Annotated in this window: 19 protein-coding genes; 16 read left to right on the top strand and 3 right to left on the bottom strand. The window is 37.5% G+C overall.

Annotated elements, in window-relative coordinates; all coding sequences use genetic code 11:
- Nucleotides 1-54: 54 nt before the first annotated feature.
- The 4 genes from purM to purD are packed head-to-tail and all read left to right on the top strand — an operon-like array spanning nt 55 to nt 4,549.
- Nucleotides 55-1,086, top strand: a complete 1,032-nt coding sequence (gene purM / locus NSS71_RS22200; protein WP_047944711.1) for a phosphoribosylformylglycinamidine cyclo-ligase — start codon at nt 55-57, stop codon at nt 1,084-1,086.
- Nucleotides 1,087-1,102: 16 nt separating this feature from the next.
- Nucleotides 1,103-1,684: a phosphoribosylglycinamide formyltransferase gene (gene purN / locus NSS71_RS22195; protein WP_095323107.1), complete on the top strand. Its 582-nt coding sequence runs from the start codon at nt 1,103-1,105 to the stop codon at nt 1,682-1,684.
- Between the two features lie 43 nt (nt 1,685-1,727).
- A complete protein-coding gene (gene purH / locus NSS71_RS22190) occupies nt 1,728-3,263 on the top strand; it encodes a bifunctional phosphoribosylaminoimidazolecarboxamide formyltransferase/IMP cyclohydrolase (RefSeq protein ID WP_095259390.1) in 1,536 nt (511 codons plus the stop codon).
- A 29-nt stretch (nt 3,264-3,292) separates the two neighbouring features.
- Nucleotides 3,293-4,549, top strand: coding sequence for a phosphoribosylamine--glycine ligase (gene purD, locus NSS71_RS22185; protein ID WP_047944708.1), 1,257 nt, complete (start codon nt 3,293-3,295; stop codon nt 4,547-4,549).
- A gap of 209 nt (nt 4,550-4,758) precedes the next feature.
- On the opposite strand, the gene NSS71_RS22180 is transcribed toward purD, so the two are convergent.
- Both NSS71_RS22180 and NSS71_RS25750 read right to left on the bottom strand, forming a co-directional pair.
- Nucleotides 4,759-5,643 (bottom strand): SDR family oxidoreductase, encoded by an 885-nt coding sequence (locus NSS71_RS22180; RefSeq protein WP_047944706.1) that lies wholly within the window; start codon nt 5,641-5,643, stop codon nt 4,759-4,761.
- A gap of 115 nt (nt 5,644-5,758) precedes the next feature.
- Complete coding sequence (locus NSS71_RS25750; protein WP_095259388.1) at nt 5,759-6,133, bottom strand: YgaP-like transmembrane domain; 375 nt, start codon at nt 6,131-6,133, stop codon at nt 5,759-5,761.
- 174 nt (nt 6,134-6,307) lie between these two features.
- Between NSS71_RS25750 and NSS71_RS22170 the strand changes: the two genes are divergently transcribed.
- From NSS71_RS22170 to NSS71_RS22130, 9 genes are all read left to right on the top strand, one after another.
- Entirely contained in the window at nt 6,308-8,053 is a 1,746-nt protein-coding gene (locus NSS71_RS22170; protein WP_095259387.1) for an adenine deaminase C-terminal domain-containing protein, read from the top strand.
- Nucleotides 8,054-8,187: 134 nt separating this feature from the next.
- Nucleotides 8,188-9,231: a DUF3048 domain-containing protein gene (locus NSS71_RS22165; protein ID WP_061801299.1), complete on the top strand. Its 1,044-nt coding sequence runs from the start codon at nt 8,188-8,190 to the stop codon at nt 9,229-9,231.
- 55 nt (nt 9,232-9,286) lie between these two features.
- On the top strand, nt 9,287-9,601 hold the full coding sequence (locus tag NSS71_RS22160; RefSeq protein WP_047944701.1) for a YerC/YecD family TrpR-related protein: 315 nt from the start codon (nt 9,287-9,289) through the stop codon (nt 9,599-9,601).
- Nucleotides 9,602-10,197: 596 nt separating this feature from the next.
- Nucleotides 10,198-10,890 carry a heptaprenylglyceryl phosphate synthase gene (locus NSS71_RS22155; RefSeq protein ID WP_047944699.1) on the top strand — a complete coding sequence of 231 codons (693 nt, stop codon included), beginning with the start codon at nt 10,198-10,200 and terminating at the stop codon, nt 10,888-10,890.
- Nucleotides 10,891-10,944: 54 nt separating this feature from the next.
- Nucleotides 10,945-13,176, top strand: coding sequence for a DNA helicase PcrA (gene pcrA / locus NSS71_RS22150; protein ID WP_061801320.1), 2,232 nt, complete (start codon nt 10,945-10,947; stop codon nt 13,174-13,176).
- Nucleotides 13,177-13,193: 17 nt separating this feature from the next.
- On the top strand, nt 13,194-15,218 hold the full coding sequence (gene ligA, locus NSS71_RS22145; protein ID WP_047944697.1) for an NAD-dependent DNA ligase LigA: 2,025 nt from the start codon (nt 13,194-13,196) through the stop codon (nt 15,216-15,218).
- Complete coding sequence (locus NSS71_RS22140; protein WP_047944696.1) at nt 15,215-16,330, top strand: CamS family sex pheromone protein; 1,116 nt, start codon at nt 15,215-15,217, stop codon at nt 16,328-16,330. Before ligA ends, NSS71_RS22140 begins: the two co-directional genes overlap by 4 nt.
- A 167-nt stretch (nt 16,331-16,497) precedes the next feature.
- Nucleotides 16,498-16,956 (top strand): YueI family protein, encoded by a 459-nt coding sequence (locus NSS71_RS22135; RefSeq protein ID WP_047945002.1) that lies wholly within the window; start codon nt 16,498-16,500, stop codon nt 16,954-16,956.
- 179 nt (nt 16,957-17,135) lie between these two features.
- On the top strand, nt 17,136-17,564 hold the full coding sequence (locus NSS71_RS22130; protein ID WP_047945001.1) for an organic hydroperoxide resistance protein: 429 nt from the start codon (nt 17,136-17,138) through the stop codon (nt 17,562-17,564).
- A gap of 51 nt (nt 17,565-17,615) precedes the next feature.
- On the opposite strand, the gene NSS71_RS22125 is transcribed toward NSS71_RS22130, so the two are convergent.
- Nucleotides 17,616-18,065 carry a MarR family winged helix-turn-helix transcriptional regulator gene (locus NSS71_RS22125; protein ID WP_095259386.1) on the bottom strand — a complete coding sequence of 150 codons (450 nt, stop codon included), beginning with the start codon at nt 18,063-18,065 and terminating at the stop codon, nt 17,616-17,618.
- A gap of 159 nt (nt 18,066-18,224) precedes the next feature.
- On the opposite strand from NSS71_RS22125, the gene NSS71_RS22120 reads away from it, so the two are divergent.
- From NSS71_RS22120 to gatA, 3 genes are all read left to right on the top strand, one after another.
- Entirely contained in the window at nt 18,225-19,055 is an 831-nt protein-coding gene (locus NSS71_RS22120) for a VanW family protein (protein ID WP_341152051.1), read from the top strand.
- 269 nt (nt 19,056-19,324) lie between these two features.
- Nucleotides 19,325-19,615, top strand: a complete 291-nt coding sequence (gene gatC, locus NSS71_RS22115) for an Asp-tRNA(Asn)/Glu-tRNA(Gln) amidotransferase subunit GatC (RefSeq protein ID WP_047944998.1) — start codon at nt 19,325-19,327, stop codon at nt 19,613-19,615.
- Nucleotides 19,616-19,629: 14 nt separating this feature from the next.
- Entirely contained in the window at nt 19,630-21,087 is a 1,458-nt protein-coding gene (gene gatA, locus NSS71_RS22110) for an Asp-tRNA(Asn)/Glu-tRNA(Gln) amidotransferase subunit GatA (protein ID WP_047944997.1), read from the top strand.
- The last annotated feature ends 8 nt before the right edge of the window (nt 21,088-21,095 follow it).

The raw sequence follows: 21,095 nt of genomic DNA, 5'->3' as shown, positions 1-21,095 counted from the left end.
GGCATGCGATGATGTCGCTTTTCCATTGAATTATCACAATTTAGGAGGCATAAAATGGCTGAGGCTTATAAACAAGCAGGCGTTAATATAGAAGCTGGCTATGAGGCAGTAACAAGAATGAAGAAGCATGTGAAGAAAACGATTCGCCCAGGCGTTCTGGGGGGATTAGGCGGATTTGGCGGCATGTTTGATTTATCTGTTCTAAATTTACAAAACCCCGTTTTGGTATCGGGGACAGATGGGGTAGGAACAAAGTTAATGCTTGCTTTTATGCTGGATAAGCACGATACGATTGGAATTGATGCTGTGGCAATGTGCGTAAATGATATCGTCGTCCAAGGGGCAGAACCAATCTATTTCCTTGACTATATTGCTTGTGGAAAAGCTGAGCCTAGTAAAATCGAGGCCATTGTCAAAGGAATTGCAGACGGTTGTGAGCAAGCCGGATGTGCGTTGGTTGGCGGAGAAACAGCTGAAATGCCGGGCATGTATGAGGAAGAAGAATATGATCTAGCAGGATTTGCTGTGGGAGCTTGTGAAAAAGAAAAAATTGTAACAGGTGAAAAAATCCAGGCAGGGGATGTCTTGATTGGTCTTGCTTCTAACGGTATTCATAGCAATGGCTATTCTCTAGTGCGAAAATTATTTTTCGAACAAGCGAATATGTCTTTATCTGATTATATCGAGGAATTCGGCTGTACATTAGGAGAAGAGTTAATCAAGCCGACTAGAATTTATGTAAAGCCCGTTCTTTCTGCTCTAAAAGAATTTGAAATTAAAGGTCTCGCTCATATTACTGGGGGAGGATTTATCGAAAATATTCCAAGAATGCTTCCAGATGGTTTGGGAATGGAATTGGACGAAGCTAATTGGGAAGTACCTGCTGTTTTTGAAAAAATGGAGAAAATTGGCGAAATCGATCGTAAAGAGATGTATAACATCTTTAATATGGGAACGGGAATGGTTCTTGCTGTAAGCAATGAGGACGAAGAACAGATCATTGATCACTTTACTCGAATAGGAGAAAAGGCGTATACAATTGGAAGAGTAACAGACGACGGGGAAATAAATATCATCCTCAAATAAAGGCGGAGGAATGTATATGAAGCGGATTGCTGTTTTTGCTTCTGGTAATGGATCTAACTTTCAGGCAATAGTAAATGCGATAAAACGAGGCGAATTAAATGCCTCGATTACTCTATTAGTTTCAGATAAACCAGGAGCTTATGTGATTGATAGAGCGATGAAAGAAGAAATTCCCACCTTTGTTTTTGCAGCGAAGAATTATCCAGAAAAAGCGGAGTATGAAAAAGAAATTTTAATGCATTTAGATAAGAATAAAATTGATTTAATTGTTCTTGCAGGATATATGAGATTAGTAGGCGACACACTTTTACAAGCTTATGCAGGAAAAATAATCAATATTCATCCATCTCTTCTGCCATCTTTCCCAGGCAAGGATGCCATAGGACAAGCAATAGAGGCAGGGGTCGAGCAAACGGGCATTACGATTCATTATGTGGATGCAGGAATGGATACCGGTCCCGTTATTGCGCAAGAATCCATTACCTTAACAGAAGAAGATACTAGGGAAAGCGTGCAAGAAAAAATCCAGGCGTTAGAGCACCAGTTATATCCAAAGGTAATTCAACAATTGCTCCATAAAGCAGAAGCATTTCATTAATAAGTACGTAATCAACAGGCATGAAATATCAGGAGGAATAATAATGAAAAAAAGAGCGTTAATTAGTGTTTCTGATAAAACAGGTATTACAGATTTTGCAAAAGAGCTTCATGAATTAGGTTTTGAGTTAATTTCGACAGGCGGAACAAAAAAGGCAATTCAAGATAGTGGGATTCCTGTAATGAGTGTTAGTGAAGTCACTGGCTTTCCTGAAATCCTAGAAGGTAGAGTGAAAACTTTAAATCCTTATATTCATGGAGGATTGCTTGCTAAATTCGATGAGCCTAGTCATGCTGCTCAATTAGAAGAGCATAAGATTGATCCAATTCAACTTGTATGTGTTAATTTATATCCTTTTCAACAAACGATTGCGAAGCCGGATGTAACAGTAGAAGATGCAATTGAAAATATTGATATTGGCGGACCAACAATGCTTCGTGCCTCGGCAAAAAATCATCAGTATGTAACAGTAGTGGTTGATCCTGTTGATTATCAAACGGTTATTTCGGAATTAAAGCAGAAAGCAGAAGTATCGTTTGAAACGAGACGCAGACTTGCAGCAAAGGTGTTCCGTCATACAGCTGCTTATGATGCGATGATTGCAGAATATATGACAGAGCTTACGGAAGAGGAAACACCAGAGAAATTAACGGTTACATATGAACTAAAACAATCTTTACGCTATGGAGAAAATCCACATCAAAAGGCAGCCTTTTACCGCAAGCCTTTAGGATCTGAATTTTCGATTGCAAATGCGACGCAACTGCACGGAAAAGAGCTGTCTTACAATAATATCAATGATGCAGATGCTGCTATCCAAATTGTAAAAGAATTTACAGATCCTGCTGCAGTTGCGATTAAACATAGTAATCCTTGTGGAGTTGGGACAGGCGAAGATATTTTCACAGCTTTTTCTAAAGCATATGAAGCAGATCCAGTCTCTATTTTTGGCGGGATTATTGCATTAAATAGAGAAGTAGATGCAGAGACAGCTAGGAAACTGCATGAAATTTTCTTAGAAATAGTAATTGCTCCTTCGTATTCCCAAGAAGCATTAGATATTTTACAAGCAAAGAAAAATATCCGTTTATTAACGATTCCTTTTGGAACAGGGAGCAGCAAAGAAATGAAATTCACTTCGATTGAGGGTGGATTATTAACACAAGATTTTGATCGCTATTCTCTAGAGGATGCTACCATCACCATTCCTACAGACAAGAAGCCTACAGACGACGAGTGGGAAGCGCTGAAATTCGGATGGAAAATTGTGAAGCATGTTAAGTCAAATGCAATTGTAGTAAATAACAAAGAAATGACGCTAGGTGTCGGTGCAGGGCAAATGAATCGTGTTGGTTCTGCAAAAATTGCTTTAGAGCAAGCAGGAGAAAAGGCAGTAGGGGCAGTATTAGCATCAGATGCATTTTTCCCGATGGATGACACGGTTGAAGCGGCTGCAAAAGCGGGAGTAACAGCAATTATTCAAACAGGTGGAAGTATTCGTGACGAAGATTCCATCAAAAAAGCCAATGAATACGGAATTGCAATGGTATTAACAGGAGTAAGACATTTCAAACATTAATATCTTGAAAGCTTGGGGGATATAAAAGAATGAAAGTACTTGTTATTGGCCGCGGTGGTCGGGAGCATGCGATTTGTACAAAAGTAAGCGAAAGTGAAAAAGTTGAAACAGTTTTTGTAGCGCCAGGAAATGTAGGAATGACTGATGTGGCAGAGCGTGTTGCAATAGAAGAAACAGAGGTCGAAAAACTGGTTGATTTTGCACTTACGCAAAAGATTGATTTAACCATTGTCGGCCCAGAAGTACCGTTACTTCTGGGTGTAGTAGATGCATTTCAAGCAGCTGGCTTAAAAGTATTTGGTCCGAATCAACGTGCCGCAGAAATAGAAGGAAGCAAATCTTTTGCAAAAGATTTAATGAAGAAATATCAAATTCCAACAGGGGAATACCAAACCTTTTCGGATTATGAGGCGGCGAAAGCATATATTGAGGAAATGGGTGCACCAATTGTTATTAAAGCAGACGGATTAGCAGCAGGAAAAGGTGTAACCGTGGCTATGAACCTGGAAGAGGCACTAGAAAGCATCCAGGAAATGCTTGTTGGTGAAAAATTCGGAAGTGCATCTGCAACAGTCGTTATTGAAGAGTTTTTAGCCGGAGAAGAATTTTCTTTAATGTCCTTTGTGAATGGAGAAACTGTGATTCCGTTAGAAATTGCGCAAGATCATAAACGTGCTTTTGACGGAGATAAAGGGCCAAATACAGGGGGGATGGGGGCTTATTCTCCTGTTCCACATATTGATCCGGCAATCGTGCAAACTGCCATTGAAACAATAGTCAAACCAACTGCAAAAGCAATGATAGCAGAAGACAGAACGTTTACAGGTATTTTATACGCTGGCTTAATTGCAACAGATAAAGGTCCCAAAGTAATTGAGTTTAACGCAAGACTAGGGGACCCAGAAACACAAGTTATCTTGCCACGTATGAAGTCCGATTTAGTGGAAGTCATTTTATCTATTTTAAATGGAGAAACTCCATCGATTGAATGGTATGAAGAGGATATGCTAGGAGTAGTCATTGCGGCAAAAGGCTATCCAGGGGCATATGAAAAAGGTGCGGTTATCCAAGGATTAGATAAAATGGAGGATGTCTCTATTTTTCATGCAGGAACCGACCTAAGTGAAACTGGTGCATTTACCACGAATGGCGGACGTGTTTTGTTAGTTGCTGCTAAGAGCCGTACATTAAAAGCGGCACAGGATAAAGTATATAAGGAACTAGAGAAATTAGAAAGCGATGGTATTTTTTATCGAAAAGACATTGGCTTTAAAGCAATAAAATAAGAAGAAAACCCTGTATGCGAACTTTGTTGATTGCATATGGGGATTTTTTGTTATTTTAGTATGTTAATTGGATAACATACGTATATATAGTGAAAGGCAATAGAGAAAGGCTCTCTGTGCCCGGAAGCAGAAAAAGAAGGCTAAAAGGAAAAGAGGAAGCTCCTCTTAGTCCATTAACATAGGCAATGAAAGAACTTCCACTTTAAAATTTATGCTAATTCAATTCCGCCTGTTATACCGTATATTTGTGCGGTAACATAGCTAGATTCATCGGATGCTAAGAAAACATAAATACTAGATAGTTCGACTGGTTGTCCTGCTCGTTTTAATGGAGCTTGCTGACCGAACGTTGGGATGGCTTCACTTGGCTGTCCGCCTGTAATTTGTAAGGCAGTCCAAATTGGGCCTGGAGCAACGGAGTTTACCCGGATTCCTTTAGATGCTAATTGCTTGGCAAGTCCTCGAGTGAAGCCATTGATAGCAAATTTAGATGGAGCATAATCTAGTAAATTTGGGCTAGGGTTATAGCCTTGAACAGATGTAGTTGTGATAATAGAAGCTCCCTTTGGTAAGTATGGAAGTGCTGCTTTCACTACCCAATAGAGAGAGAATACATTTACTTCGAAAGTTTTTCGTAGCTGCTCTGTAGAAAGTTCCATAATATCATCAACTGCTTGTTGTTTACCTGCAACTAAAGCTAATACATCGAGTCCACCAAGCTCATTATAGGCTTTGTCCACTAAGTCTTTACAGAAACTTTCATCACTTAAATCTCCAGGTATAAGAACGGCTTTTTGCCCTGCTGCTTCGACTAGCTTTTGTACTTCATCAGCATCTTCTTGTTCTTCTGGAAGGTAGTTAATCGCTACATCTGCACCTTCACGAGCATAAGCGATGGCAGCTGCACGCCCAATTCCAGAATCGCCACCGGTAACTAATATTTTTCGATTCTTTAATTTACCAGATCCTTGATAGCTAGTTTCTCCACAGTCAGGTTGGGGGTCCATTTTAGCTTGGACACCAGGAGGCTCCTGATATTGTTTTGGAAAGTTATCGTTATAGTATAGATCCAGTGGATTTTTCGGATTTGTCATTTGATCAGCTCCTTCGTTCATTTCTGTTAATGCATTTACCACATCCAAGTAATCCTAAACCTATAATCAGTAAGAGATAAAGGCTATCCAATCTCTTGGATAGCCCATGTAGTGATTATTTTTTCATATCATCTGGGGAAAATATTTTCTCTGGACTAAATTGTTCCATCATCTCAGCAACTTCCTTAGATGACGAAGCAGATTTAGTGGTTTTACTATTACCAGATGAAGGTATATTGGAACCTTGACTTTTAGAATGGCTGTGCTCGGATTTTGGCATAATTGCATCCTTTTTCTCATAAAGAGCAACAATTGGACAATAACGAACAATCCCTTCTGCAATTTTCATTCCAGCAAGTAGAGCAATAAGTAAATAAGATTGTTTATAAGGCTTCTTGGCCATTTTTGCTGTGCTCCATGCGAGAAATGTAAAGCCGCAAGTAATTCGAATAAGCGCGTTAATCAAACTTATATTTTGTTTTGGATTCATAAGTTTCGTTCCTCCTACATAAATTTAACAAAACGGTAATATGAATTGTTACTTTATATGGTAAAATAATGTTAATCTTAGGAAATTCCATACAATTTCTTCATCAAATAAATAAAGAAAAATTGTTACATTTTTTTATATACAGGTTACAGATATGAAAAGGGAGGAAGCGTAGTGTTAGCTCAACGATATCGATGGAAAAACAAAGTTTTGCGTGACCATGTATCCATTTTGAATGGTGAAAAATCCCCTTCAATCGTTTTAAAGAATGCAACTTATTTAAATCAGGTCTTACGAAAGTGGTTTCTTGCTAATATATGGATATATCAAGATAGAATTATTTATGTGGGCAACGATATGCCCAAACAAATAGATCGAGCAGAAATTGTTGATTGCACTAATCTTTTTTTAGTTCCAGGGTACATTGAACCACATGCGCATCCTTTTCAAATTTATAATCCCCTAACATTAGCCCGATATACATCACAATTTGGAACAACGACACATATAAATGATAACTTAGTATTGGCTATGCAGTTAGAAAAAAAGAAAGCGTTTACTTTTTTGAACTTTATGAATGAAATTCCTTCCACCATATTATGGTGGGGCAGGTATGATGCTCAAACAGAGTTACAAGAGGAAGAACTGGTATTTTCTCATGGGAATGTAAAAAGTTGGCTGGAGCATGAGGCAGTTATTCAAGGTGGAGAGCTAACGGGATGGCCGAGGCTTCTCGATGGTGACGATATGATGCTTCATTGGATGCAGGAGACGAAGCGATTAAGAAAAAGAATTGAGGGACATTTTCCAGGAGCATCGGAGAAAACACTGGCCAAATTGATGTTGCTCGGAGTGGATAGTGATCATGAAGCAATGACAGGGAAAGAAGTGTTAAATCGTTTGCTCCAAGGATACAAAGTTAGTCTTCGTTATTCGTCTATTCGCCCAGATTTACCGAAATTATTAAAGGAAATAAAAGAATTGGGAATTGAACATTATGATTATTTTATGTTAACAACAGATGGATCTCCTTCTTCCTTTTATGAAAATGGTCATATTGATCAGCTTATTCGGATTGCGATGAATCATGGCGTACCAGTAATAGATGCCTATAATATGGCAACCATTAATATCGCTAAATATCATGGAATGGAACATTTGCATGGGAATATTGCAACTGGAAGAGTCGCAAATATCAACTTTCTGAAGGATAAAAAAAATCCAACTCCTGTTTCTGTATTAGCCAAAGGAATTTGGGTGAAAAAAGATGGCAAAGAAATGAAAGAGGCGTATCCTCCTGTTGACTGGAAACAGTTTGATTTAAGTCCATTAGATATAAAGTGGAATGTAAATAGTCTTGATATGCAATTTTCGATGCCGTTTGGAATAAGCTTGGAAAATGCCGTCATTACAAAGCCATATTCCATTTCCATTAATGTTTCTGATACTATTCTGACAGAGGAACATGATGAATGTTATTTCATGTTGATTGACCGAGAAGGAGAATGGCGAATCAATACTTTATTAAAGGGCTTCTCCAATAGAATTGGAGGAATGGCTAGTTCTTATACAGGTGATGGAGATATTGTGTTATTAGGAAAAAGTCAAAAAGATATGATAACCGCATTTGAACGATTAAAAGAAATAGGCGGAGGGATTGTCTTAGTGAAAGACGGCAAGATTGATATAGAAATTCCTTTGCCATTAAGAGGGATGATGGCTTCCATGCCGATGGAAGAATTAATTGAAAAAGAAAAAGAACTATTCGAATATATAAAGGACAGAGGTTATCGTTATGAGGACCCAATTTATACAATTGTATTTTTTACCTCCACTCATTTACCATATATTCGAATAACCCAAAAAGGTTTATATGATGTAATGAATAAAACTGTACTCTTTCCAGCGATAATGCGTTAAAATATAAAAGAGTCCTATTGTTTAATTAGAATATTCTGATATATTTAGTAGATAAAGTTCTATTCTCTTATAAGCAGAGTAGTTATATAGTCACAAACATTCCCATTGCACCGATAACAAAATAGGAGGGGACTATGAAAAAAAGGTGGATTGTTTCTCTAATTCTGCTTTTTATCTTAACAGCCTGCAATAGTGAACCGAAAGATGTAGGAAAACATAATGGTAATCAGACCAGCAATGGAGCGAAGGATGAAGAGGGGATAACAGATCTTTCCACTTTGTATCCACTATCTGGGCTGCCAAGTAACACAGAAAGTACGAATCGTGCAGTTTCTGTTATGATTAATAATCATCCTAAAGCGAGACCTCAAACAGGACTGACAGAAGCAGATATTGTGTATGAAGTATTAGCAGAAGGAGAAGTTACCCGATTTCTAGCGATTTTTCAAAGTTCAAACCCTAAGCTTATTGGCCCTGTCCGTAGTTCCCGAGACTATTATATCGAGCTAGCAAAGGGTTATAATAGTTTATATATTGCTCATGGATATAGTCCAGAAGCAAAAAAACTACTTACAAACGGTTATATTGATAATTTAAATGGGATGGAGTATGATGGCACCCTCTTTAAAAGGTCCCCTGACCGAGTTGCACCTCATAATTCTTACATAAGCTTTGCTAATATTGAGAAGGGGGCAAATGCAAAGAATTATTCACTTAAGGGGGCACCAGAACCTTTGTTATTTTTAAATACAAAGGGGTTAGAGGAAATCGAGGGAGAAGAGTCAAGTTCGATTAGCATTAATTATGGGGAAAATCCAAACTATAATTCACAGTTTTTATATGATCAGGATGTCCAGAAATATATTCGTTTTTCAGATGGAGAACAAACAATAGATAATGAGACTAAGGCATCTGTTGCGGTAGATAATGTTTTTATTATTGAAACCAGTCATAAGGTTGTTGATAATAAAGGAAGGAAAGACATTGATTTACTATCTGGCGGCAATGCATATTTGTTACAGCATGGAAGATGGCAGGAAGTAAATTGGAAAAATATAAACGGGCGAATTCTCCCATTTAAAGAAGATAAACAAGTTGGACTCGTACCAGGAAAGACATGGATAAATATTATTCCTTCTACCCCAGGCCTAAAGAGTGCTGTTACGTTGAAAAAATGATTAAATAGTTTTTTAATCCATGGAGTAATTCATTAAGGAAAAAATGGAGGTTCCTATGCAAATAGATAAATTAAGAGGAAGAGAGTTGGATCAATTATTTGAGTCCATTCTCTCCCTAGAGAGTTTAGAAGAATGCTATCAGTTTTTTGATGATTTATGCACAGTGAATGAAATTCAATCACTGTCGCAGCGGTTAGAAGTTGCAAGGATGCTTCGAGAGGGCAATACTTATCATACAATTGAAAAAGAAACAGGTGCAAGTACCGCAACTATATCTCGTGTAAAACGATGCTTAAATTATGGTAACGACGCGTATGAATTAGCATTATCACGAATTAAGAAAGACGAACAGACCGAAACGGAAGAATAGGATAAAGGGGTGTCCCAAAAAAGATGAAGTCTAACGATTTTCTCTTTTCGGACAACCCCTTTTTTATTTTGAAAGAATAAACTTTCTTACTTGCTTTGTGAATCATGAAACAATTGCTTTGCCGATTTCGTCCAATAGTAAAAGTACTATAAATTCTAACCGGGTGCCCTGCGCTTTTCTAATTGTCTAGCTCCGGCGCCTACCGCCTAGCAAACTTCAGGACACCTCCCTACGATAAGTCAACATCGGTTCACTGACGTTCGCCGTGTTTCCTATATCTCAGTCGATGCCCCTCCAGTTTGTACGGCGGTAAGCAAGGCGCCTGCGCTTTTCTAATTGTCTAGCTTCGGGCACCCAGGAGCTGCTGGGCTTCGCGCCCTTTCCCTACGATAAGTCAACATCGGTTCACTGACGTTCACCGTGTTTCCTATATCTCAGGAAAGGTCACTCCATTCCACACGCTCCTAACCGGGTGCCCTGCGCTTTTCTTGTCACTAAGAAAAATTTACAAGAAATTATACGGTAGGATTTCTTTTTTGATGGAATATCTAATGCTATAATGAAATGATGTAATGGTTAGAATGGAGGAAGTTTGCATGTATGATGTGCGCGAATGGCGTCATGTATTTAAATTAGACCCAAATAAGGAAATTTCAGATGAAGCATTAGAAAGTTTATGCGAATCTGGTACAGATGCAATCATCATTGGTGGAACAGATGGGATTACGTTAGATAATGTATTGAATCTCATGGCTCGTGTCCGTCGCTATACAGTTCCTTGTATATTAGAAGTGTCAACAATAGATTCGGTTTCACCCGGATTTGATTTATATTTTATTCCTACTGTTTTAAATAGCAGTGATACAAAATGGATAACTGGTCTTCATCATGAAGCAGTGAAGGAATACGGAGAACTAATGGATTGGGATGAATTTCTCATTCAAGGCTATTGTGTTTTAAACGAAGATTGTAAAGCTGCGAAATTAACGAGTGCAAAAACAAATTTATCAGAAGAAGATATTGCAGCCTATGCTTTAATGGCAGAGAAGATGTTTCATTTGCCTATTTTTTATATGGAATACAGCGGGAGTTATGGAGACCCTTCGTTTGTAAAAGCGGCTAAAAGTCAATTGAACGAGACGGTCCTGTTTTACGGTGGAGGAATTGAGACAGTAGAACAGGCAGAGGAAATGGGAAGATATGCTGATGTCATTGTAGTCGGAAACGTTATTTATAAAGACCTATCAGCCGCATTAAACACAGTTGAAATGAAAAAGAGCAAGCATTGAATAAACAATAAAGCTAGGTTAAAATAGAATATATGTTCTTATGGTGGTGAAAAGATGCAATTTTTAACAGATAAAATTTTAAATGGATTAAATCCTGAGCAAAAGGAAGCAGTAAAAGCAACAGATGGTCCTCTTTTAATAATGGCCGGGGCAGGAAGTGGTAAAACCCGAGTTTTAACACAAAGAATTGCTTATCTTATGGTGGAAAAGGGAGTCAATCCATACAATATCTTAGCAATTACGTTTACCAATAAAGCAGCGAAGGAAATGCGTCAGAGGATAGCAGCTGTTTTAGGCGGAGCAAGCGAAGAAATATGGATATCAACTTTTCACTCTATGTGTGTACGAATTTTAAGAAAAGATATTGATCGAATTGGATACAACCGTAATTTTACAATCTTGGATACAACTGATCAACAATCCGTTATTAAAGGTATTTTAAAAGACCGTAATATCGATCCGAAGAAATATGATCCCCGTGCTATTCTAGCAAGTATTAGTTCTTCCAAAAATGAACTTGTAACTCCAGAGGAATTTGCGAAGACTGCTGGCGACTACTTCTCACAAATAGTTAGTGATGTATATACAGAATATCAAAGACGTTTACGAAAGAACCAAGCATTAGATTTCGATGATCTAATTATGCAGACCATTAATTTATTTCAAAGAGTACCGGAAGTTTTGGAATACTATCAACGTAAATTTCAGTATATTCATGTGGATGAGTACCAGGATACGAATAGATCGCAATACATGCTAGTCAAGCTTCTAGCAAGTCGATTCCGCAATTTATGTGTAGTTGGTGATTCTGATCAGTCTATTTATGCATGGCGTGGTGCAGATATTTCAAATATCCTTTCTTTTGAAAAGGATTATCCAAATGCAAAAGTAGTAATGCTGGAACAAAACTATCGTTCCACCAAAAGAATTCTACAGGCTGCAAACCAGGTCATTGCTAATAACTCTAGTCGTAAAGATAAAAACTTATGGACAGAAAATGAAGATGGAAGCAAAATTTACTATTACCGAGCGGATAGCGAACAAGGGGAAGCACAATTTGTTATTGGAAAGATTCAAGAATTAAGAAGAGAAAGCTCTCTAAATTTATCAGATATAGCTATTCTGTATCGAACAAATGCACAATCTCGTGTCATGGAGGAAATGCTTCTTAAAGCCAATATTGAATATTCGATTGTTGGAGGTATAAAGTTCTATGATCGAAAGGAAATTAAGGATACGCTTGCTTATCTTCGCTTAATCGCTAATCCGGATGATGATATTAGTTTCCAACGGGTGATTAATGTTCCAAAACGTGGAATTGGCTCTAGTTCTGTTGATAAGATTGCCAATTTCGCAGCAATGCATGATATGTCTATGTATCAAGCATTAGAAGCTGTTGAATTAATTGGTTTAAGTCCAAAGATTACAAAAGCTGCCAGTGAATTCCGCGATTTGATTCAAAATTATACAAGAATGCAGGAATATTTATCTGTAACAGAACTTGTCGAAGAAGTTATTGATAAATCTGGTTATGTAGATATGCTAAAGGCAGAAAAGTCGATTGAGGCTCAAAGTAGATTAGAAAACATTGAAGAATTTATGTCCGTATCGAAGAACTTTGAGGAAGCTAATGATGATAAATCGTTAATTGCCTTTTTAACAGATTTAGCATTGGTTGCTGATATTGATAAGTTAGATGATGACGGAAATCAAGCGGATTCGGTTGTCTTAATGACCTTGCATTCTGCAAAAGGTTTGGAATTCCCGATTGTTTTCTTAATTGGTCTGGAAGAAGGTGTATTCCCTCATTCCCGTTCATTAATGGAAGAAACGGAAATGGAGGAAGAGCGTCGCCTTGCATATGTAGGCATTACGCGAGCTGAAAAGCAATTATATTTAACAAATGCACAGATGAGAACATTATTTGGACGTACCAATATGAATCCACCTTCTCGTTTTGTAAAAGAAATTCCAGAAGATTTACTAGAAGGATTAAATCCAGTTTCAAATAGGCAAAGAATGGCTTCTCCTCACAATAGTAGTCGAAGCTCTTATACACAACAACAGCCAACGAGAAAGGCTGTTATTCGTCCTGCGGCAGTTGCAACAGGTGGTGAAGGAATCGGATGGAGCATAGGCGATAAAGCGGTCCATGGAAAATGGGGCACTGGTACAGTTGTAAGTGTAAAAGGCGAAGGCGATTCGAAAGAATTAGATATTGCTTTTCCGAGCCCAGTAGGAATTAAACGATTATTGGCTAAATTTGCACCGATTCAAAAAGGATAAGGAAAGGAAAAGGATATATGGAACAAAACCTTGCAGAGAAGCGAGTAAAAGAGCTGCATAATTTATTAAATCAATATGGATATGAATATTATGTTCTGGATAATCCTTCTGTTCCTGATTCGGAATATGACGCATTATTAAATGAATTAATCCAGTTGGAGGAAAAATTCCCCAGCTTAAAAACTAATGATTCTCCATCCCAGAGAATCGGAGGAGAAGTATTGGATATGTTCTCAAAGGTTCAGCATCAAAAGCCGATGCTGAGCTTAGGGAACGCATTTAATGAAGCTGATTTACGTGATTTTGATCGGAAGGTTCGTGCAGTTATCGGTGATGACTTTTCATATGTTTGTGAATTAAAGATAGATGGGCTTGCTGTTTCTCTTCGATATGAGAATGGTTTATTTGAGCAAGGAGCCACACGAGGAGATGGGACCACTGGAGAGGATATTACAGCGAATCTCAAAACAATTCGCTCTATTCCGCTCCGATTAAATCAGGCGGTGAGTTTAGAAGTTCGCGGTGAAGCATTTATGCCGAAAAAGTCGTTTGAGGCACTGAATAAAGCGAAGGATGAAAATGGAGAAGAGCCATTTGCGAATCCACGGAATGCAGCAGCAGGCTCCTTACGCCAATTAGATCCTCGCATTGCGGCTTCTCGAAACTTGGATATTTTTCTCTATGCGATTGGAGATGCTGGACAGACTGGTATTCAATCCCATAGCGATGGTCTTGATTTATTAGACAGGCTTGGCTTTAAGACGAATAAAGAAAGAAAAAGATGTGCAACTATCGAGGATGTTTTACAATATATTGAAGGCTGGCAGGAAAAACGTCCTCACTTGCCATACGAAATAGATGGTATTGTGATAAAGGTAGACAATTTAGCACATCAAGAACAGCTTGGAACAACCGTAAAAAGTCCGAGATGGGCGATAGCGTATAAGTTTCCAGCTGAAGAAGTAATGACAAAGCTTCTAAGCATCGAACTAAATGTTGGGAGAACAGGTGTGATTACACCTACTGCAGTACTTGAACCAGTGAAGGTTGCGGGTACAACAGTTAAAAGAGCTTCCTTGCATAATGAGGACTTAATAAGAGAAAAAGATATTAAGCTTGGCGATATGGTTGTAATAAAAAAGGCTGGAGACATTATTCCAGAAGTAGTAAATGTTTTAGTAGAAAAAAGAACTGGTGAAGAAGCAGAATTTCTGATGCCAACTCATTGTCCTGAATGCGAGAGTGAACTTGTTCGTATCGAAGGGGAAGTGGCATTACGATGTATTAATCCAAAATGCCCAGCACAAATTAGGGAAGGCTTGATTCATTTTGTTTCTCGGAATGCAATGAATATAGACGGACTTGGTGAGCGAGTAATCAGCCAATTATTTTCCGAAAAACTAATCGAAGATGTGGCTGATTTATACACTTTACAATTCGACCAATTAATACAATTAGAAAGAATGGGCGAAAAATCTGTTCATAATTTATTAGAAGCAATTGAAGCATCAAAGCAAAACTCCCTTGAAAGGCTATTATTTGGTTTAGGAATTCGACATGTAGGAGCCAAGGCAGCCAAAACAATTGCGATGGAATTTAAAACAATGGACCAGCTTATGGAAGCTGCTAAAGAGGATTTAACAGCTATTAACGAAATTGGTGAAAAAATGGCTGATTCGATTGTTACTTTTTTCGAACAAGAAGAAGTAATCGAATTAATTACCGAGCTTAAAACGTATGGCGTTAATATGGAATATACCGGTCCATTACCAGTAGCAGTGGAAGAGACTGATTCAGCTTTTGCTGGTAAAACAATTGTATTAACAGGAAAGCTAGAGCAGCTTTCTCGTAATGAAGCAAAAGAACAAATTGAATTATTAGGTGGTAAAATAACAGGAAGTGTTTCAAAGAAAACAGATTTAGTAATTGCAGGGGAAGATGCAGGAAGCAAACTAACAAAAGCGGAACAGCTAGGCATTGAAGTTTGGGATGAGGAAAGACTTATGGAAGAATTGAAGAATAAAGGTGTGTTTAACGAATGAAGAAACACGTAATGATGGTGTTGGTACTAGTATTGGTTCTATCAGCTTGTGCACCAAACTTTAATAAAGAAGAAAAAGTAAAGACAGAGGATGTAGATAGTAATACGACGGAAACGGCTATTCTGCCGAACTATAAAATCTCTGATGATTATTATAAGGTAGTGGTCCCATTTAAGCCTTCAGAAGCAAGAGGATTAGTTGTAAATAATTTAAATACACGTTATGACATTGCTGAATTTGAAACAGGCCTAATGAGAATCGCACAAAATGCCTATGATCCTGAAGAATATTTTTTTCAAGAAGGTCAGTATTTAGATAAAGATACAATTTCCAACTGGCTAGGGAGAGAATCAGAAAAGAATCCTGATGGGCTAAACCCATCTGGCAAGGATAAGGGTAAAGTACCTGTTTATTTAGCTCATATACTGGAGCATGATTATTTGGTGAAAACGGATGATAAGAGCTTAAAGCTTGGTGGGATTTCCATTGGTTTAGCAATGAATTCTGTATACACCTATGAAGAAAATGGAGCGGCCAAAGAGCTTAAAATTGATCGAACAAAGCTTGAAAAAGAAGGAAAGAAAATTGCAGCAGAAGTAGTCAAAAGAATAAGAGGAGTAGAAGGCCTTGGGCAGGTTCCGATTATTATCTCTCTTTTTGAACAAAAGGAAAGCTCTTCAGTTGTACCTGGAAACTTCTTCGCTTACGCAAAGATAGCAGGAAATAGTAATAGTATTGGTGATTGGGAAAGTATTAATGAAAAATATGTATTATTCCCAAGCTCTGATACAAAATATAAATCAGAAGTAGATGCATTTTCTTATTTCAAGCAAGATATCGAGAAATATTTTCCTAACTTTAATGGTGTGGTCGGAAGAGCTTTCTATGTGAATGATAAAATGCAGAATTTAAGTATCGAGATTCCGATTCAATTTTATGGAGAAGCAGAAGCGCTTGGCTTCACACAATTTGTCGCAGGAAAGGTGATGGAGCATTTCCCTCCAAATAATTCTTCTTCTGTACAGGTTAGCATTACATCTGTTTATGGCCCAGAAGCATTAATTGTTCGTGATGTAGATGCAGAAGAGCCGTATATTCATATTTATCAATAATGATGGAGAGTGTTAAGCATCATGCTTCCCTTAAAAAAGTGGAATGAATGATGCTTGTCTCTCCTTTTTTGTATGATGACAAAAAAAGTTCAAAAAGGTACAAGGTTTTTTACTAGCAGATTAGAGTATAGTATGGAAAGAGGAATCTATTTAAAGGAGTTGTGAGTATGTCATCAAACCCTAACTTAGATGAATATATGCAAAAGGGGATGTATGGGGCGAAGGAAACAAAGCCAGAAGAACGAAGAAAATTTCTCAGTACCCTAAGAGAAAGAGTGGTGATTGCATTAAAGCAATCACAAGTAATGGAACCAGCCCCCTATAAGGAAATATTAGATGCAATGAAACAGAATCCCGGTGCGAAGCTATATTTAAATGGTCATCTAGACTATTCGTACTTATCGAAGTATATCAAGGAAGCTAACGAAGCACATATGGAATACACGATTGTAACCAACAAAGAGGCAGACAGTGATATTGGTTTATTAATTGCTTATGATCATGCGATTAATAAAGAAGATATATATATCGGGGAGCAAAAAACGGATTTAGTTACAGGGAAATCTTCAAAAGCAGATCAGAAAAAGGGATTGCTTACGACGATTGGAAAATGGTTTAGCAAATAAGGGAATGGCCCAAAAAGAAAATCTTTTTGGGCTTTTTATTATGGATGAACATTACAGGCATGTTTACTTCTCTTGAAATAGGTAAATAAAAAAGAAAGAAAGTAAAAAATGTTTGTTTTGTACAATTATATTGTGTACAATATAATTGTAATGAAAATATATTATTGGAGGAATGAATCATGAGCGATACAATTCTTACAACGTCTGTTACAGCAACTGGAGGAAGAGAAGGAAGAGTAGAATCTGAAGATTATGTTATTCAATTTGATACAGCTATGCCAGGTACACAAAGAGCGAAGGAATTGGAAGACGCAACAAATCCAGAGCAATTATTTGCAGCAGGATATGCAGCATGTTTTGATGGTGCGCTACAATTAATGGCACAGAGAGAAAAAGTTAATTTTGAATCTGAAACAACAGCTAGTGTCAGCTTATTAAAGGATGAAACAGATCAAGGATTTAAACTAAGTGTTAAGTTATCTGTAAAAGGAACTGGAATTGAAAAGACAGTATTAGAGAATTTAGTACACAAAGCTCATAATTTCTGCCCGTACTCAAAAGCAACAAGAGGTAATATCGAGGTACAATTAGAAGTTGTTACAGCTTAATGTTTTTGTAAAAGAGAGAAGAAGGAAGTTGAAATTCCTCCTTCTCTCTTTTTATATTTCCTTATGTTGTTTCGTTAAATTTTCCAAAAGCAATTGAAGGGATTGCTTTAAATCATTGATTTCCTTGCTCGATTTTCCGAAAAGTTTTAGGATCTCTGTTGGAATACACTCAGCTTTTTGTTGTAAAGAAGCACCTTTTTCCGTTAATGTAATTAGTACTGAGCGTTCATCTTCAAGGGAACGTTTGCGTTCTAGCAGCTGTTGCTGTTCCATTCTTTTTAGCATCGGTGTTAATGTACCCGAATCAAGATATAAATGATGTCCCATTTCCTTTACACTAAGGCTTTTATGCTCCCAAAGTAGTAAAAGTACTAAGTACTGTGGATACGTTACATCGAGTTCTTCCAACAATGGTTTATATTTTTTCGTCAATTCACGAGAACTTGCATATAAAAGAAAACAAAGTTGATTTTCTAATTTTAATGCATCTAATTCATTCATTTTTGGTCACCTAGCTTTTTAGTCTTCTTCTAAATATAAACTATTGTAGCGGATTTTGCTTCCTTTTCCTATCTATTTGCAGAGAATAGCCTGAAAAAGAAGGAGTTTATAAGTAATTAGCGAAATAAAACAGAAAAAGGGAAAAAATGGAGAGTGTACATGGATATCACAGCGTTAAGACCAAAAAAAAGATCAGCCTTTCGTCTTTATGTCGGAAAGAAATATTATACAACCAAAAGATATGTTCAATGGATACTAGCAAGAAAACGATATGCGAAGAAAAAACAGACCGCTTTATTACCCCATTCTTATTTTACCCATAAAACAATGCTTTTAAGAGAACTAAAAGATGTAGATATGAAGCTGCAATATAATAAAATTGTTAATTTAAAAATCGCTGTTTCCAAAATAAATCAGATTGTACTTGAACCAGGAGAAACCTTTTCCTATTGGAGAACAATTGGACGGCCGACATATAAAAAAGGTTACGTTGATGGTATGGTTCTTTTTGCAGGAAGTTATCGGACGGGCGTTGGCGGGGGACTATGTCAGTTGTCTAATCTTATTTATTGGATGACCTTGCATACGCCGTTAACCGTAGTGGAAAGACATCGGCATAGTTATGATGTTTTTCCAGATTCTAACAGGACGCAGCCGTTCGGAAGTGGTGCAACCTGTTCCTACAATTATTTAGACCTGCAAATCAAGAATGAAACAGATACCCCTTTTCAACTATGCCTGAAAGTGACGGACTCTCATTTGATAGGAGAATGGAGAGGAGCATCGCCTAGTTTATACAATTATGATGTATTTGAAAAGGCACATCAGATTACCCCCGCTTATTTCGGAGGTTATATCCGCCATAACCAAATTTTCCGAAAAAAGTATAACAGGAGAGGAGTATTATTGGAAGAAGAGTATATTACAGAAAACCATGCATTAATGATGTATGAGCCACTCCTTACCTCTGATGAGGAAAATACTTCATAAAAAAGAAGAGAAAACCACTCTTCTTTTTTTGTATCTAAAGGAAGGGACAATCATCTTAGACAAGATGGTATAATAAGAGAAATGGTACTGTTTAAATGTAAAGATGGAATAGCTAATGGAAATTCAATTATGGTAGTGGAAAGACATTATTTTTTGTAGAAATCGCCTTCTGACAAGATATATTCCTTCTTTCGGTTGCTTTCCTATTGATTTGTTTGCTATTATCAGATTATTGTGTTGTACGTATAATGATGGAGGTGACATACATAATGTCAAGAATAACAAAGGAAGAAGTAAAACATGTTGCCAATCTTGCTAGACTTGAAATAACAGAAGAGGAAGCAGAGCTTTTTCAAAAGCAATTAGATGCTATTATTTCTTTTGCAGAAGAACTAAATGAGCTAGACACAGAGGGAATCGAGCCAACTTCCCACGTTTTAGATATGAAAAATGTGTTGCGTGAAGATGTACCAACAAAAGGTCTGCCTGTGGAGGAAGTTTTACGTAACGCACCAGATCATCAAGATGGGCAAATTAAAGTTCCATCTATTATGGAGTAAGGAGGGGAAACTACATGAGTCTTTTTGATCAAAAAATGACAGATTTACAAGAACTATTACATAAAAAAGAGATATCTGTATCAGATTTAGTGAAGGAATCGTATAGTCGCATAAAAGATGTAGATGAGAAAGTACAAGCATTTTTAACATTAGATGAAGAAAATGCTTTATCCAAAGCTAGTGAATTAGATAGTAAATTAGTGAACGGGGAATATTCGGGCAGCTTATTTGGAATGCCAATTGGTATCAAAGATAATATTGTTACGAAGAATTTAAGAACAACCTGTTCAAGCAGAATCTTAGAAAATTTCCAGCCGATTTATAATGCTACTGTGATCGACAAGCTGCAAGCAGCAGGAGCAATAACAATTGGAAAGCTTAATATGGATGAATTTGCTATGGGTTCTTCAACCGAGAATTCCTATTATCAAAAGACGAAAAACCCTTGGAATCTTGAGACTGTTCCTGGTGGATCATCAGGTGGATCGGCAGCATCTGTAGCAGCTGGTGAGGTATTATTTTCTCTTGGATCAGATACTGGTGGTTCTATTCGTCAACCAGCAGCATTTTGCGGAGTGGTCGGCTTAAAACCTACATATGGAAGAATTTCTCGTTTTGGCTTAGTAGCATTTGCCTCCTCATTGGATCAAATCGGCCCAATTACACGTACGGTAGAAGATAATGCTTTCTTACTTAATGCTATTTCTGGAGTAGATTCAATGGATTCTACGTCGGCAAATGTAGAGGTTCCTGATTTTACAAAGGGGCTTACTGGTGATATTAAGGGCATGAAAATAGCTGTGCCGAAAGAGTACCTGGCAGAGGGTGTCAGCGAAGTTGTGCGCCAATCAGTTCTAGATGCTTTGAAAGTATTGGAAAAATTAGGGGCAACATGGGAAGAAGTATCCCTGCCACATAGTAAATATGCCTTGGCAACTTACTATTTACTATCTTCTTCAGAAGCATCAGCAAACCTATCTCGTTTTGATGGAGTTCGCTATGGATATCGTACAGATAATGCGGAAACATTAATCGATCTATATAAGCGTTCTCGTGCTGAAGGGTTTGGAGATGAAGTGAAGCGTAGAATTATGCTTGGTACTTTTGCTTTAAGCTCTGGCTACTATGACGCTTATTACAAAAAAGCACAAAAGGTACGTACGCTTATTAAAAAAGACTTTGAAGATGTTTTTGAAAAATATGATGTAATTGTTGGTCCAACTACACCGACTCCTGCCTTTAAATTGGGAGAAAAGGTAGATGATCCTTTAACAATGTATGCAAATGATATTTTAACGATTCCAGTGAACCTTGCTGGAGTTCCAGGTATTTCTGTTCCTTGTGGATTCTCTAACGGTTTACCGCTTGGTTTACAAATTATCGGAAAACACTTTGATGAAGCATCTGTTTATAAAGTAGCGTATGCGTTTGAACAGGCTACAGACTATCATAAACAAAAACCAACGCTGTAAGGGGTGAA

It is taken from the genome of Niallia sp. FSL W8-0951 (assembly GCF_038006525.1).
Lineage (GTDB): Bacteria > Bacillota > Bacilli > Bacillales > Cytobacillaceae > Niallia > Niallia circulans.
The sequence above is the reverse complement of the archived record's forward strand: the minus strand, read 5'-3'. Positions and strand labels throughout refer to the sequence as shown.